We start from the raw sequence: 15,128 nt of genomic DNA on the forward strand, positions 1-15,128 counted from the left end.
GTAGGTGCCAATGTCGGACGAACTGTTCTATCTGCTGTTTCTGTTCGGATTCTATTCGTTCACTGTCGGGACCTATTTCGCGCTCGGTTACGGCATCACTTGGCTCAACGAGCGCAATCCCGAGCGAAAGATCCAGAAGGGACGCGGCTCCGACAAGCGGCGCAAAGCCGAGATCCGCCAGAGCCTGGCATCGATGTTCAGCGCCTGCCTGCCGCTGACGATCGGCCTCTATGCGCAGCAGAAAGGCTGGGCGCCGGCACCCTGGGATTTCAGCTGGTGGTGGGCGGTGCCGTTCTTCGTGCTCAGCATGATCCTCTACGATGCCTGGTTCTATTTCATGCACCGGCTGCTGCACACCAAGTGGCTCTATCCGCTGCATGCCCTGCATCATAAAAGCGTCGCGCCGACGATCTGGAGCACCTATTCGGAAGATGTCTTTGACAACTTCCTGCTTCAGAGCTTTTCCGCCGTCGTCGTTTTCGTCGTGCCGTTTCCGCCAGTGATCCTCATCGGGCATAGGCTGTTCGAGCATTTCAATGGCATGATCGGGCATTGCGGCTTCGAGTATTTCGCCACGTCGACGGCCCGTTATCCGTCTCCCCTGTTGTGCACGACGTTCCATGACCAGCACCATTCAGGCTTCAAATACAATTACGCCAACTATTTCTCGTTCTGGGATCGTGTGCTCGGCACGCTCGCACCCAACTACGATCAGCGCGTGAAGACGTTTGAGGACGAGGCGCCGCGGATCGCGATCAATCCGTCCGTTGTGCTCGCCGAGGCTCAGGAAAAGGCGGACTGAAACGCTGGAGCGCGCGGGGCCTTGGCAATGCCGGGAGCCGCGTGCTAGCTCGCAGCCATGGAAACCTGGGTCCTCATCACCGTCGCTGCGGCATTCCTTCAGAACGTCCGCTCGGCCATGCAGAAACACCTGAAAGGCGTCATGGGCACGACGGGCGCGACCTTCGTGCGCTTCGGCTTCGGCCTGCCTTTCGCCTTTCTCTATCTGTTTCTGCTCTGGCAGGTGGCCGGTCGTCCGCTTCCAGTGCCGAATGGCACGTTCTTCCTCTGGGCTATTATCGGCGGGCTGGCGCAGATTGCTGCGACCTTCCTGCTCGTCCACCTCTTCTCGTTCCGCAACTTTGCTGTCGGCACTGCCTATTCCCGCACCGAGCCGGCGCAGGCGGCGGTGTTTGGCCTTATCTTCCTCGGCGAAAAGGCGAGCCAGGGAACCCTGGTGGCAATCGCCATCTCGGTCGTCGGCGTGATGCTGATCTCGGTGGCGCGCACGACACTCAGCCCACGCACGCTCGTGACCTCGGTGTTCAGTCGCACGGCCGGCATCGGTCTGCTGTCAGGTACGTTCTTCGGTCTTTCGGCCGTTTCCTATCGTTCGGCCTCACTGGCGCTCGCGCCGAGCCTTCCGGCGCCCGACTACATCATGCAGGCGAGCTATACGCTCGGATTCGTCATCCTGCTGCAGACCGTGGTCATGCTGATCTGGATCGTGCTTCGCGAGCGCGACGAGCTGCCACGCATCGCCGCCGCCTGGAAGCCCGCCTTCGTCGTCGGCTTCGTCGGCGCATCTGCCTCCTTCGGCTGGTTCATGGCGATGACGCTGCAGCAGGCCGCCGTCGTCAAGGTCGTGGCCCAGGTGGAAATGCTCTTCACCTTCGCCTCGTCTTTCTTCATCTTCCGCGAATGGATCAACCGCCTGGAGCTTTTCGGCTGCCTGCTGATCGTGCTCGGCGTGGTGATGCTCGTCCTGATCTGAAACCTGGTGCTGATCTGAAAAATAGGCGCCCGAAAACCGGCGCCTTCGCGCATGCGGGCGTGGTAGAACGCCTGCATGTTGTTCGATCTTCCCTCCGATGAAACGCTCTACGACGCGCTGATCGCGCGAAGCAGCGAATACGAAGGTGCTGCCTTCGTTTGCGTCAAGACGACAGGCGTCTTCTGCCGCCTGTCTTGCCCCGCCCGCAAACCGAAGCGCGAGAACACGATCTTCGTGGGCTCTATTGGGACCTGCCTGGAGACGGGTTTCCGTCCATGCCAGCGCTGCCGGCCGCTCGCGACGTTCGGCGCCAAGGACCCGCTCGTCGAGGACCTGCTGCAGGCGCTGGAAGCGGCACCGGAACGGCGCTGGAGCGAGGACGATATCGTTCGTCGCGGCCTCGATCCCTCGACGGTGCGGCGCGCTTTCAAGCGCAGCCTCGGCATCACCTTTCTCGATCTCGCGCGTCATCGTCGTCTGGGGCTGGCCGCCCGCCAGCTTGCCGACGGCGGTCGGGTGATCGATGCCCAGCTCGAAGCTGGATACGAATCGCCAAGCGGCTTTCGTGCCGCATTCCAGAATTTGCTTGGCGACGCACCGGCGGCAGCGCAGGGGAGGGCCCTGCTTTTCTCCGACTGGATCGAAACGCCGCTCGGGCCCATGGTCGCCGTTGCCGATGCCACGCATGTGCATCTGCTCGAGTTCCACGACCGCAAGGCGCTGCCGACCGAACTGGAGAAACTGAAGAAAGGGACACGCTCGGCCATTGTATCAGGCAGAACGGCGCCGATCGACCAGATCGAAAGCGAGCTCAACGCCTATTTCGCGGGCAAAACGGGTGCTTTCGAAACGCCGCTCGCACCGGGCGGCACGGCCTTCGAACGCAACGTTTGGGCGCAGCTTGCAAAAATTCCCGTCGGCGAAACGCGATCCTATGGTGACATTGCCCGCGAGGTCGATACGATCCAGGCCGCGCGTGCCGTGGCCAAGGCCAACGGTTCCAACCGGATCGCCATTGTCATCCCCTGCCACCGTTGCATCGGCTCGGACGGTTCACTGACGGGGTATGGCGGCGGGCTCTGGCGGAAGCAATGGCTGCTCCGGCACGAAGGAAAACTGAAACCCAAGGGATTGTTCGTGGAGGAAATGCAATGAGCCAGAAGGAAAAGGCGCTCGCCTTTGCTGCCCTGCATCGGAAGGGCGACCCGGTGGTGCTCTATAATATCTGGGACGCCGGCAGCGCCAAGGCCGTGGCCGAAGCCGGTGCCAAGGCTCTTGCCACCGGAAGCTGGTCGGTGGCGGCCGCCCATGGTTTCGGCGATGGCGAGAAGGTGCCGATGGCGTGGCTCGCCGATGTTTCGCGGCTGATCGTGGCTTCGACGGAGCTGCCCGTCACCGTTGACTTCGAAGGCGCCTATTCCGACGATCCGGCAACAGGTGCCGCCAATGTCTCCCGCATTCTCGATGTCGGTGCCATCGGCATCAACTTCGAGGACCAGGTGGTCGGCAAGGGCGGCGTGCATGCCGTCGACAAGCAGGCGGCACGCATCCGCGCCATTCGCGAGATGGCCGATAGGCGCGGCATCCCGTTGTTCATCAATGCCCGCACCGACCTGTTCCTACAGGAGAGCGATGAGACGCGGCACGGCGGCCTCGTCGACGAGGCGATCGCGCGCGGCAAGGCTTTCGCCGAAGCAGGCGCTAACGGCTTCTTCGTGCCGTGGCTGGTGGACGAAGGCCTGATCGCCAAGGTTTGCGCCGCCTCCAGCCTGCCGGTCAACATCATGATGCGGCCGGCAGCGCCCGACGTGAAGACGCTTGCCCGCGCCGGCGTCGCGCGCATCAGCCATGGCCCGTTCCCCTACCGGGCGATGATGGAGAAGCTGAAAGCCGCAGCGACCGAGATCTACAAGGGCTGATCGGGCATCGCCCTCAAAAGGAAAGCGGGAGAAGGCCGATGCCGTCTCCCGCTTCTTTGTTTGATACGGTGTAGGTCGTTAAAGTCGATCAGGGCACGATCAGCGTGCCGGCTCCGCGCTCGGTGAAGATTTCGAGCAGCACCGAGTGGGCCGTCTTGCCGTTGAGGATGACGACGCCCTGGACGCCCGCCTTGATCGCCTCGATGCAGGTCTCGACCTTGGGGATCATGCCGCCGGAGATCGTGCCGTCGGCGATCAGCGCGCGGGCCTGGGAAACCGAGAGCTCCTTGATCAGGTTGCCCTGCTTATCGAGAACCCCGGGAACATCCGTCAGGAACAGGAGGCGCGTGGCGTTCAGCGCACCGGCGATGGCGCCGGCGAAGGTGTCGGCGTTGATGTTGTAGGTGTGGCCGTCGCGGCCGGGCGCCACCGGTGCGATGACCGGGATCATCTCCGAGCGGGCGAGCAGGTCGATCAGCGTGCGGTCGACTTCGACCACTTCGCCGACGAAGCCGAGATCGAGGACGCGTTCGATGTTGCTATCCGGATCCTTGATGGTCTTGCGTGCCTTTTCGGCGAAGACCATGTTGCCGTCCTTGCCGCAAAGGCCGATCGCCCATTCGCCCGTCTGGTTGATGAGCGCGACGATCTCCTTGTTGATCGAGCCGGCAAGCACCATCTCGACGATCTCGACCGTCTTCTCGTCGGTGACGCGCAGGCCGCCCTCGAACTTCGATTCGATGCCCATCTTCGTCAGCATCGCGCCGATCTGCGGGCCGCCGCCGTGCACGACGATCGGGTTGACGCCTGACTGCTTCAGAAGCGCGATGTCGCTGGCAAAGGCGCGGCCGAGCTCGCTGTTGCCCATGGCATGGCCGCCATATTTGACGACGATCGTCTTGTTTTCGTAGCGCTGCATGTAGGGCAGGGCCTGGGTGAGCAGGCGTGCCTGGATTTCACTTTCATTGGCGGACATGGCGGACCCTCGAAAAATACCGGCTGCTGTTTAGCGCAAGTTCCGGACCGATGGAATGATCGGCGAGCAATATAAAGCCGGAATGACGGAGATGGCTGGTGCATTGTGATCCGCGCCCTATCTCTGTTTACGGACGAGATTTTGGGGCGCACGCTGAATGATCGAGGAGGATGTAGCCGCGTTGCTTGGTCGCGTCTCGCTTGGCGATCGCGACGCCTTCGCCGAACTCTACCGGCAGACGAGCCCGAAACTCTTCGGCATCTGCCTTCGTATCCTCGGAAATCGGGGTGAAGCGGAAGAAGCGCTGCAGGAAATCTACGTCAAGATCTGGCAGCGGGCTGACCGATTTTCCCAAGGACAGGCGGCGGCGACGTCCTGGCTGGCGGCCGTTGCACGCAATCAGGCGATCGACGTCGTCAGGGCGCGAAAACCGGCCGCCAACGCGATTGACGAAGCCTACGATTTGGCTGATCCTGCTGCCGATCCGGAAAAATCGGCGGTCGTCAGAGCAGAGGGCAGGCGGATCGATGCCTGCATGGAGGAGCTTGAAAAGGACCGCGCGGAGGCGGTTCGGCGTGCCTATGTCGAAGGTCTGAGTTACCAGGAACTGGCGGATACCTTCGCTGTGCCGCTGAACACGATGCGGACTTGGTTGAGGCGCAGCCTCATGAAGTTGCGAGAGTGTATGGAGCGATGACGACACCAACCCCAGAGGGCCGAGACTTCCGCCGCGACGAGGTGATCGCCGGCGAATATGTGCTTGGCGTGTTGTCTGCTGACGACCGACGCAAGGTCGAGGCCCGTCTTGCCTCCGATCGCAACTTCGCCGCCATGGTCGACCGCTGGCAGAGCAATCTCTCCTCCTTCGACGAGGCCTATGACGCGGTGGTGCCCCCACCCAGGAGCTTTTCGGCAATCGAGCGGCGGCTCTTCGAAACGGCGCGGCCCGAGCCGGTCACGCCGCGCCGCGGGCTGTGGAACTCACTGGCCCTTTGGCGGAGCCTGGCACTGGCTTCGCTCGCCGCTGTCATGGTCATGGGCGCTTCGCTCGCCGGCCTGTTCGAAGCGCCTTCGGCCGGCACCTCGCTCGTCGCGGAACTCGCCGGCAAAGGTACTGCCATCGATCTCGTCGCCCACTTCGATCGGGCATCGGGGCGGCTGAAGGTAACGCCGGTTGCAGCAAGGCAGGCGGAGCAGAAATCGCTTGAGCTCTGGCTCATCAATGGCAGCAATCCGGCGATCTCGCTCGGCGTGCTGCCGCAGTCCGGCGAAGGCGAGATCGCCGTTCCATCGGCCTTCCAGTCGAGAATTTCGGCAGGCTCGGTTCTTGCCGTCAGCGTCGAACCGCTGGGCGGATCGCCGACCGGATCGGCGACCGGGCCGATCATCGCGCTCGGCAAGGCGCGAAACCTCTAATCCGCCACAGAGCAAGAATTCCCATTTTCTATCAGATAGATACGTTTCAGGAAAATTCCTGAAACTCTTTCTCTCGCGCTTCCGTTGCTTGTTATGTTCCCGCGGTGGGAACGGCAGCTTCGGCGGGGCGGCTCACGCGTCGCCTCCCTCAACAGGAAGGAAGAGAAAGATGTTCACGTCTGCTATCCGCACTCTGGCAACAGCGTCCCTTCTTGCGGCAAGCGCATTTGTCGCCCATGCCGAAAATCCGATGGTCGGCGGCGCGCCGATGTATGCGGAGAAGAATATCGTCGAGAACGCCGTCAATTCGAAGGATCACACCACCCTGGTCGCCGCCGTCAAGGCAGCCGGTCTGGTAGAAACCTTGGAGGGCAAGGGCCCGTACACGGTGTTCGCTCCGACGAACGCCGCCTTCGACGCGCTGCCCGCGGGCACGGTCGAGACACTTCTTAAACCGGAAAACAAGGAGAATCTCACCAAGATTCTGACTTGCCACGTTGTTGCCGCCGACGCGATGTCCTCGGCGATATCAGGCATGATCAAGGACGACGGTGGCGAACATGACGTGAAGACCGTCGGCGGTTGCGTTCTCAAGGCCAAGGAGGATGGCGGCAAGCTGATGCTGACCGACGAGACCGGCGGCACGGCGACGGTAACGATCGCCGATGTCAAGCAGTCGAACGGCGTCATCCATGTGATCGACAAGGTGCTGCTGCCGAAGGGTTGACGAGCTTGCGCCGAGGCGGCGGTTCGTCGTCCCGGCGCTTTGCCAGCGGCCAGATGGCCGCTGGCTTTTTCGAACCGCGCCTCACGGTGCTTTGATCCGCATTGTTTTGCCGTCGTTGTGGCCGGTCGCTATGCTCGCGAAAGGATCGGTAGGGGAGGCTTTCATGATCAACCGGCGCGTCTTCCTGTTGGCGGGCTCCGCATTCGCCGCGGTGCCGATAATCCAAAGTCTCACGCCGCTCGCCCGGGCCGCCGGCGGCGAATCCTTCGAGATCGTCAAGAGTGATGAGGAGTGGCGGGCGGTTCTGACCGACGATCAATACCGAATCCTGCGGCATGAGGATACGGAGCGCCCCTTCACCAGCGCGCTCAACAACGAGAAGCGCAAGGGTATCTTCCAATGCGCCGGCTGTGCGCTTCCGCTCTATTCGTCCGAGGCGAAGTATGACAGCGGCACCGGCTGGCCAAGCTTCTGGCAATCGCTGCCCGGCGCCGTGGCAACGCGCGAGGACACTTCCCTGTCCATGACCCGCATGGAATGCCATTGCCGCCGCTGTGGCGGGCACCTCGGCCATATTTTCGATGACGGCCCACCGCCGACCGGCAAGCGCCATTGCATCAATGGCCTGGCGCTTGCCTTCGTACCGGCGGCCAAATCCAGCTAGCACTCCTGTTGGAGCGGACGTTCCGGTTGTTCAGAACGACCCGGCCGGCGGCGAGGCTGCCGCGGCACCGGAGAGTGCTGCCTGCAGCTTTTGCTCCTGTTCCGGTGAAAGCGACGTCTTCAGGACACGGCCACGCAGGTCCGGGAATTCGGCGAGCACTTTCTCAGGCTGAACCTTGCGCACGAGAATGAACAGCGCCGAGGAATTGTTCGGAATGGTGTTGCCGAGCGATTTGATGAACTCGTCGTCGATGCCGTAGTCCGTCAGCGACCCGGAGAGGGCGCCGGCACCGGCGCCGAGCGCGCCGCCGATCGCAAAGCCCGCCAGCGGGTTGAGGAAAAGGAGGCCGACGAGCCCGCCCCAGATCGAACCGGAGAGCAGCCCGGACGTGGCACCGACGGCCGTCAGGTTCAGGCTCTGCTTGAGATGAACCTTGCCTTCCGTGTCGCGCACGACGACGACCGCGTCCTCGAGGTCGATCAGGTATTCCTTCTTCAGCCCGGCGAGCCGGACCAGAACCCTATCGGCTTCCTCAGGGGAATCGAACCCGACAACGATCAAATCGGACATGACTTTCTCCTATCTCTGGCCGCGCCACCGATCTGGACGCAACGCAGAGATAGAGCGGATTGCATGTCGGGGTAGTGACAGAGATCAAAGACTTTGGGTCGATCGACCCCGTGCGGAGCGCGCAGTTCAGGACGCGCTTCGAACGTTTTCCAGGATCCCCTTAGCGGGCGATCGCCGTGCCGATCGCGGCACGCAGTTCGTCGATCCCCTGGCCCTTTTCCGAGGAGGTCGAGAGAACCTCCGGGAAGGCTGCGGGATGCTTCTTGATCTTCTCGAGCGTCTCGGCGATCAGCCGCGGCACGCCGGCGGCCTTGATCTTGTCGGTCTTGGTGAGCACGACCTGGTAGGAAACAGCCGCCTTGTCGAGCAGGGCGAGCACGTCCTCGTCGTTCTTCTTGATGCCGTGGCGGGAGTCGATCAGCACATAGACCCGCTTTAGCGTCGAGCGGCCGCGCAGATAGTCGAACACCAGCTTCGTCCAGGCGTCGACCTGGTCCTTCGGCGCCTGGGCATAGCCGTAGCCCGGCATGTCGACAAGCGCCATCGGCGGCAGGTCGTCGGCCTCGCCGGAATAGCCGTCGGGCACGAAGTAGTTGAGTTCCTGCGTGCGGCCCGGCGTGTTCGAGGTTCTCGCCAGCCCCTTATGGCCGACCAGCGCATTGATCAGCGACGACTTGCCGACATTCGAGCGGCCGGCAAAGGCGATTTCCACCGGTCCCTCCGGCGGCAGAAACTTCATGGCGGGCACGCCGCGAATGAAAATCCACGGCCGGCCGAACAACGGCTTGTCGTCTTTGGTTTTGCTTTCGGCCATCGGCGGTCGGTCCTTCATCGAGAAAGTCCATGGCTTCCCGGTTTTGGCCGTGGATGTCAAGGCGTCGGCGTTCGGACCGGCCGTGTGGGGATGGTTTGCGCCCGCCGGAACTCGTTGAAGAGATAGGCAAGAAGCGCCAGAAAGATGAAGGTGCCGCCGATGATCGTCCGGCTGCTCGGCACTTCGCCATGAATGATCGCGACCCAGAGCGGACCGAGCACGGTTTCGGCGGTGCCGAGCAGGGCGGCCAGCGCCGAAGGCACCAGCCGGGCACCGGTGACGAAGAGCGCCATGCCAAGCCCGAGGTTGAATGCGCCGAAGACGAAGAGTAGAGCGAGTTCGCCGGAGGTGACCGCAAGCCCGGAAGACTGGCCCCCCGCGATGGCGCTGGCCGCGAAGCAGCCGAAGCAGGTGGCGGGCGTCATCCGCACATGCGGATAGCGGCGCGTGATGACGGTTGCCAGCGCGAAGACCACAGGGATCAGCAGCGCCAGCGCATCGCCGACCGGCGACACACTGCCCGTCAGGCTCTCCGATACCATGATCGCGACCCCGACGATGACGGCCGTGATCGCGCCCCAGGTGAAGCGCGATACCCGCTCGCGAAACAGGATCCAGCTCATCAGCGCCGCAAACAGCGGCACGCCGGCGCCGAGCAGCACGACATTGGCGATCGTCGTATAGGAAATGGCGATGATGAAGGAGGTCGAGGCGATGGTGAAGCAGAGCCCGACGGCGATGCCCGGCCAGCCCATGCCCTTGAAGAGTGCCAGAGTGCCGCGCGGTCCGTCGCGCACCAGCATGAAGGCAAGCAGGAAGAGGCCGGCAAACAGGCAGCGCCAGAAGACGATCGTCCAGCTGTCGGGGATCTCCAGGAAGCGGGCGATGGCTCCTCCGAAACTCCAGAAGAAGGCCGAGCCGAAGACGAGCAGGGCGCCAAGCTTCTCGTTGGCGGCGAACGGAGCGGAGGTGGCCGACGGGTCGGTCATGGCAAATTGTCCTGGAGCAAGGCGCAGAGATTTCGATATCGCCTGATGCCCGCGCCGCGCGCCCGCGTCAACGCCATTGCGTGTCGCGCGATGGCGCAGAAACGAAAAAGCCCCGGACCGTGGTCCGGGGCTGTGGGATTGTCGTGCCGGCCGGCGTCATTCCGCCGGTTTGGGTTTCTTCGAAAACAGGCCCTTCAGGTTGTCGAAGAGCTCGATCTTCACGCCCTGGCGCTTCATGATGATCGACTGCTGGAGCACCGAAAGGGTGTTGTTCCAGGCCCAGTAGATCACGAGACCGGCCGGGAAGGATGCCAGCATGAAGGTGAAGACCACGGGCATCCAGGTGAACAGCATTGCCTGGGTCGGATCCGGCGGCGTCGGGTTCATGCGCATCTGCACGAACATGGTGACACCCATGATGATCGGCCAGACGCCGAGATGCAGGAAGGTCGGACCGTCGAAAGGCAGCAGGCCGAAGAGGTTGACGATCGTCGTCGGATCCGGCGCCGAGAGGTCGTGGATCCAGCCGAAGAACGGCGCATGGCGCATCTCGATGGTGATGTAGATCACCTTGTAGAGTGCGAAGAACACCGGGATCTGGATGAGGATCGGCCAGCAGCCCGCCAGCGGGTTGATCTTTTCGTCCTTGTAGAGCTGCATCATCGCCTGCTGCAGCCCCATGCGGTCGTCGCCGAACTTTTTCTTCAGTTCCTCCATCTTCGGCTGAACCTTCTTCATGTTCGCCATCGATGCGTACTGCTTGTTGGCGAGCGGGAAGAACAGGCCCTTGACCACGATCGTGGTGATCAGGATCGCGATGCCGAAGTTGCCGAACAGACGGAAGAAGAAATCCATCATTTTGAACATCGGCTTGGTGATGAAGTAGAACCAGCCCCAGTCGATCAGCTTGTCGAAGTTGGGGATCGAGTAGGCCACTTCGTAATTGTCGACGACAGGAACTTCCTTGGCGCCGGCGAAGACGAGGTTCTTGACCTCGGAGGTCTGGCCGGGGGCCACGGTGACGGCGTCGCTCTTGTAGTCGCTCTGGTAGCGGGCGCGACCATCGGTGAAGTGCGTGAAGCGAGTGTCGTAAGGGGTCGCCTGAGGCGGGACGATCGCTGCTGCCCAGTACTTGTCGGTGATGCCGAGCCAGCCGCCGCTCGCCTTGCCGGGTTCGACGGACTTTTCGTCTTCGATCTTGCCGTATTTCAGTTCCTGCAGGCCGTGTTCGCCGAGGACGCCGATGAAGCCTTCATGCAGCACGTAGACGCTCGGCGTCGTCGGCTTGTTGAAGCGGGTCACGCGGCCATAGGACGAAAGCGCCAGCGGCTCGGCCGTGCCGTTCTTGATGCTGTCGACCACCTGGAACATGTAGTGGTCGTCGACCGAGACCGTGCGGGTGAAGGTGACGCCCTTTTCGTTGGTGAAGGTCAGCGTTACCGGGGTCGCCGCGGTCAGCTTGTCGCCGCCTGCAAGCGTCCACACGGTCTGCGGGCCCGGCACGCTGCCGGTCGCATCGCTGCCAACATAGCCGAGTTCGGCGAAGTAGCCGTCGGTGGTCTCTGCCGGGCTGAAGAGCGTGATGACGGGGCTCTTCGGATCGACCGTCTCGCGGTATTCCTTGAGCTTGAGGTCGTCGAAGCGCGCGCCGGTCAGGTTGATGGAACCGGAAAGGGCTGGCGTGTCGATCGCAACGCGGGCCGATTTGGCAATTGCGTGGTCGCGGTTCTCACCGGCGCCCGGAATTGCACCGCTGCCCGGCAGAGCTTGGCCCGAAGGCTGCTGCGTCGGGGTCGCCGACTGCGACTGCGCCTGTTGCGCCTGCAGGGCTTCCGCAGCGATGCGTTCCTTTTCCATCTTCGGATTGACGTAAAGGAACTGCCAGGCAATGAGGATCAGCACGGATAGGCCAATCGCCACGAAATAGTTGCGGTTTTTTTCCATCATGGTTTCCTGGAACCGGCCGGCGGCCGCTTCTGTTTCGGCTTGTTTTCGATGCGCTCGCCAAGCCCCCGGGTCAAGGCGTCGAAGGGGGCGTTCAGGAGATCGCGTCGGGCGACAATCACATAGTCGTGTCCGGGTTTCATTGCAAACCCGGCGGAAAGCCGCACCGCCTCTTTCAGGCGTCGGCGCATCCGGTTTCGCTCGACGGCATTGCCGTGTTTCTTGGTAACGGTGAAGCCGACGCGGGCTTCGCCCTCCGGATCGTTGCGGTCGAGCACTTCGAGGAGAAACAAGGGGCCTCTACGGCTTTCTCCTGCCCGAACGGCCAAAAACTGCGGACGGCTTTTCAGCCGCCCGACAGTCGTTTTGTCTTTATCTGACGTCATGTGCCCGGACACTGGTTTCGGGCAGTTTCGGCTTAAGCCGAAAGACGCTTGCGGCCACGAGCCCGGCGGGCTGCGAGGACCTTCTGGCCACCCTTGGTAGCCATACGCGAACGGAAGCCGTGACGACGCTTGCGGACAAGCTTGGACGGTTGGTAGGTACGCTTCATTTATTTAATACCGCGGTGTGCGGCCCTTCTTGGGTTTGCGTGTAGCAAGGAGCGTTTACGTTACCGGACGCGGCTCCGCCTTGCGGGCAGGAGGGCTTGACCGGACGTGCGCGGCTTATAAGGGGAAATTTCCCGGAAAGTCAATTGCGGCCGGCGATTCAGTGGCGGCGGGATCGCAAATATAAGGCGGCACGCTCGATCGAGGCGTGTCACTGGCGCGCGAAAGGCGGGCATCTAGCCGAGATTGGTAAACAGAACTCTAACCGGTGCTCCCCAGAATGCCGGCTGGCGGCGACGAGCTTTATTAACCACGGCTATTTTAGGGTCGCCTCGGTGCAATGGGGTGGCGGCATGTCCGATAATCGGACGGCTCTCGCGACCTCATGGAGGTCGGGATGAAAATACGCGGTAAAATCTATCTGATCGTCGGGATCATGAGCCTGCTGGCGGTTGCGGTGACCGGGATGTCGCTCGTGGCGGTCGCAAAGTACAACGAGAAATTCCATCAGTACGAGAATGTCGCTGCGCGCGCCTTCAAGGCGGAACGCCTGAACCGCCTGGTGACCACGGTGGTGATGGAATCGCGCGGTATCTACGCCGCCCCGACCGTCGAAAAGGCCAAGCCCTTTGCCGAGGGTATCCGCAAGAGCCTGGACAAGATCGACACGCTGCTCGCCGAGTGGCGCCCGCTGATCCCCGCCGACACACAGGCCTCCTTTGATACGCTGGTCAGCAAGGCGCAGGAGTTCAAGACGTTCCGCGTCGAAACGGCGCGCCTCGGCGAACAGGTTTCGCCCCAGGCTGCCAGCGAGCAAGGCAACAATGAGGCCAACCGCGCCAACCGCAAGGCCTTCCAGCAACAGATCGACTCCGTCGCCGATATCAACCTGAAGACACTTGAGGTCGTCACCGCGGAGGTCGCGGTCTTCGAGCGCTCGGTGGTCATCGTCATCCTCGGTATCGCCGGCCTCGGCATGCTCGCCGGCCTCGGCGCGGCCTTCTATATCGCAACGAACCATTTGAGCCGCCCGATCCTTGAGCTGACCGGCAAGATGAAGCAACTGGCTGGCGGCGATCTGACCGTCGACGTGCCCTTCGCTGGCCGCAAGGACGAAATCGGCGAAATGGCCGAGGCCGTTCAGGTCTTCAAGCAGAACGGCCTTGCCGTTCGCGACCTCAACGCACAGGAAGCGGTGCTGCGTGAAAAGAGCGCCGACCTCCAGTCGAGCATCGGCGTCGTCGTGGCGGCCGCTGCTGCCGGCGATTTCACCAAGCGCATCGGCAAGGACTACGAGAACGACGACCTCAACCGGTTCGCCGCAAGTGTCAACGAACTGGTCGGCAGCGTCGATGCGGGCATCGCCGAGACCCGCCGGGTGGTCGCGAGCCTGGCGGGCGGCGACCTGACCCAGAGCATGAACGGCCATTTCCAGGGCGCCTTCGCCGAACTGCAGAAGAACGTCAACGAGACGCTGTCGACGCTGCAGAAGACGCTGCGTGAAGTCCGCGTGACGACCGACACGATCAACGGCAACTCGTCCGAACTGCGTGCCGCAGCCGACGACCTCTCGAAGCGCACCGAGCAGCAGGCCGCGGCCCTCGAGGAAACCTCGGCCGCCCTGGACGAGATCACCGTCGCGGTGAAGAGCTCGACCGAGCGGGCGCAGGAAGCGACCGTCATGGTCAACGAGGCCAAGCACAGCGCCGCCCAGTCGGCCGCCGTCGTGCGCAACGCCGTCGACGCCATGGGGCGCATCGAGCAGGCTTCGAGCGAGATCGGCCAGATCACCAACGTGATCGACGAAATCGCCTTCCAGACCAACCTCCTGGCGCTGAATGCCGGCGTCGAGGCGGCGCGCGCAGGCGATGCGGGCAAGGGCTTTGCGGTCGTCGCACAGGAAGTCCGCGAGCTTGCCCAGCGTGCGGCAAGTGCCGCCAAGGACATCAAGTCGTTGATCTCGAAGTCCGGCAGCGAAGTGGCGACCGGTGTCCGGCTGGTTCAGGAAACCGGTTCGGCTCTTGGTGAGATCGAAGACCGCGTCCTGAAGATCAACGATCATATCCATTCGATCGCAACGGCGGCGCGCGAGCAGTCGACGGGCTTGAGCGAAGTCAGCACCGCGGTCAACCAGATGGACCAGGTGACCCAGCAGAACGCGGCGATGGTGGAGGAGGCGAATGCCGCCACCCACAAGCTCTCCGCCGAGGCCAACAACCTCGCCAACCTGATCGCCTACTTCAAGGTGGACAATACCGTGGCAAGGCCGGTGGTCGTCGCGCGTGAAATCGCCCGCCCGGTCGAATCGCCGGCGCGCCGCATGATGGGCAACGTCGCCCGTGCCTTTGGCGGTAGCTCCGCTGCGGCTGTGGCGAAGGACGATTGGCAAGAGTTCTGATCGGCGCCTTGCCTCGCGACTGCTTGTTTCCGCAAGAGGTAGGCGATTAAGGGCGAAAGCAGGCAGCATTTGAAAGCGCTACAGCGACCTTTGCGCGTCTGAGAGGACGCGCGGCGCTGCAGGTGATCGGAGCCCGCGGTACCGTCATGGTGCCGCGGGTTCGCTTTTTTGGCAGCCTCGAATGCCAGCCGCCGGTCTGGCGTCACAGCCGCCGACAACGCACCGGCCAGACGATTGCAGAACTGTTCCCTGGGTGACTTACACCGATCCGGATTCTGTGCAGGTAGGCCAGACCGAGGCGGCAGCGCGCCGAAGATTTCGCTTCGGCGATGCGAGGGGAGGGAGATAAGCGGGATGTGGTCCTTTGCAATTGCCAACGGCGCGAC

The 15,128-nt window shown here is 62.7% G+C and carries 16 protein-coding genes; 9 read left to right on the plus strand and 7 right to left on the minus strand.

Translation table 11 applies throughout. The features are described from left to right. The first annotated feature begins 10 nt into the window (after positions 1-10). The 4 genes from AC3WWH_RS01945 (at position 11) to AC3WWH_RS01960 (ending at position 3,693) form a co-directional block, all read left to right on the plus strand. Positions 11-802, plus strand: coding sequence for a sterol desaturase family protein (locus AC3WWH_RS01945; protein WP_057248045.1), 792 nt, complete (start codon positions 11-13; stop codon positions 800-802). A gap of 57 nt (positions 803-859) precedes the next feature. Beyond that, positions 860-1,774 carry an EamA family transporter gene (locus tag AC3WWH_RS01950; protein ID WP_057248046.1) on the plus strand — a complete coding sequence of 305 codons (915 nt, stop codon included), beginning with the start codon at positions 860-862 and terminating at the stop codon, positions 1,772-1,774. Positions 1,775-1,849: 75 nt separating this feature from the next. Then, positions 1,850-2,929: a bifunctional transcriptional activator/DNA repair enzyme AdaA gene (locus AC3WWH_RS01955; protein WP_058323634.1), complete on the plus strand. Its 1,080-nt coding sequence runs from the start codon at positions 1,850-1,852 to the stop codon at positions 2,927-2,929. Beyond that, on the plus strand, positions 2,926-3,693 hold the full coding sequence (locus AC3WWH_RS01960) for an isocitrate lyase/PEP mutase family protein (RefSeq protein WP_058323633.1): 768 nt from the start codon (positions 2,926-2,928) through the stop codon (positions 3,691-3,693). Before AC3WWH_RS01955 ends, AC3WWH_RS01960 begins: the two co-directional genes overlap by 4 nt. 88 nt (positions 3,694-3,781) lie before the next feature. On the opposite strand, the gene argB is transcribed toward AC3WWH_RS01960, so the two are convergent. After that, positions 3,782-4,669, minus strand: coding sequence for an acetylglutamate kinase (gene argB, locus AC3WWH_RS01965; RefSeq protein ID WP_058323632.1), 888 nt, complete (start codon positions 4,667-4,669; stop codon positions 3,782-3,784). Between the two features lie 157 nt (positions 4,670-4,826). Between argB and AC3WWH_RS01970 the strand changes: the two genes are divergently transcribed. The 4 genes from AC3WWH_RS01970 (at position 4,827) to msrB (ending at position 7,476) form a co-directional block, all read left to right on the plus strand. Then, complete coding sequence (locus tag AC3WWH_RS01970) at positions 4,827-5,366, plus strand: sigma-70 family RNA polymerase sigma factor (protein WP_058323631.1); 540 nt, start codon at positions 4,827-4,829, stop codon at positions 5,364-5,366. Then, entirely contained in the window at positions 5,363-6,085 is a 723-nt protein-coding gene (locus AC3WWH_RS01975; RefSeq protein WP_112947165.1) for an anti-sigma factor domain-containing protein, read from the plus strand. The genes AC3WWH_RS01970 and AC3WWH_RS01975 overlap by 4 nt, the downstream gene beginning before the upstream one ends. 169 nt (positions 6,086-6,254) lie before the next feature. Beyond that, a complete protein-coding gene (locus AC3WWH_RS01980; RefSeq protein ID WP_058323629.1) occupies positions 6,255-6,812 on the plus strand; it encodes a fasciclin domain-containing protein in 558 nt (185 codons plus the stop codon). Between the two features lie 163 nt (positions 6,813-6,975). Further along, complete coding sequence (gene msrB, locus AC3WWH_RS01985; protein WP_058323628.1) at positions 6,976-7,476, plus strand: peptide-methionine (R)-S-oxide reductase MsrB; 501 nt, start codon at positions 6,976-6,978, stop codon at positions 7,474-7,476. A gap of 30 nt (positions 7,477-7,506) precedes the next feature. Here msrB and AC3WWH_RS01990 read toward each other — a convergent pair whose 3' ends face one another. From AC3WWH_RS01990 to rpmH, 6 genes are all read right to left on the minus strand, one after another. Continuing rightward, positions 7,507-8,046 (minus strand): DUF1269 domain-containing protein, encoded by a 540-nt coding sequence (locus tag AC3WWH_RS01990; protein ID WP_057248054.1) that lies wholly within the window; start codon positions 8,044-8,046, stop codon positions 7,507-7,509. Positions 8,047-8,206: 160 nt separating this feature from the next. Then, positions 8,207-8,860, minus strand: coding sequence for a ribosome biogenesis GTP-binding protein YihA/YsxC (yihA, locus tag AC3WWH_RS01995; protein ID WP_057248252.1), 654 nt, complete (start codon positions 8,858-8,860; stop codon positions 8,207-8,209). 56 nt (positions 8,861-8,916) lie between these two features. Then, complete coding sequence (locus AC3WWH_RS02000) at positions 8,917-9,849, minus strand: DMT family transporter (RefSeq protein ID WP_057248055.1); 933 nt, start codon at positions 9,847-9,849, stop codon at positions 8,917-8,919. Between the two features lie 156 nt (positions 9,850-10,005). Beyond that, positions 10,006-11,793: a membrane protein insertase YidC gene (gene yidC / locus AC3WWH_RS02005; protein ID WP_058323627.1), complete on the minus strand. Its 1,788-nt coding sequence runs from the start codon at positions 11,791-11,793 to the stop codon at positions 10,006-10,008. After that, on the minus strand, positions 11,793-12,191 hold the full coding sequence (gene rnpA, locus AC3WWH_RS02010) for a ribonuclease P protein component (RefSeq protein WP_057248057.1): 399 nt from the start codon (positions 12,189-12,191) through the stop codon (positions 11,793-11,795). Before rnpA ends, yidC begins: the two co-directional genes overlap by 1 nt. Positions 12,192-12,211: 20 nt before the next feature. Beyond that, positions 12,212-12,346 (minus strand): 50S ribosomal protein L34, encoded by a 135-nt coding sequence (gene rpmH / locus AC3WWH_RS02015; RefSeq protein WP_077962533.1) that lies wholly within the window; start codon positions 12,344-12,346, stop codon positions 12,212-12,214. 395 nt (positions 12,347-12,741) lie between these two features. On the opposite strand from rpmH, the gene AC3WWH_RS02020 reads away from it, so the two are divergent. Beyond that, positions 12,742-14,742, plus strand: a complete 2,001-nt coding sequence (locus AC3WWH_RS02020) for a methyl-accepting chemotaxis protein (RefSeq protein ID WP_058323626.1) — start codon at positions 12,742-12,744, stop codon at positions 14,740-14,742. Positions 14,743-15,128: the final 386 nt, after the last annotated feature.

It is taken from the genome of Ensifer sp. EB106-03-01-XG145, from assembly GCF_058792075.1.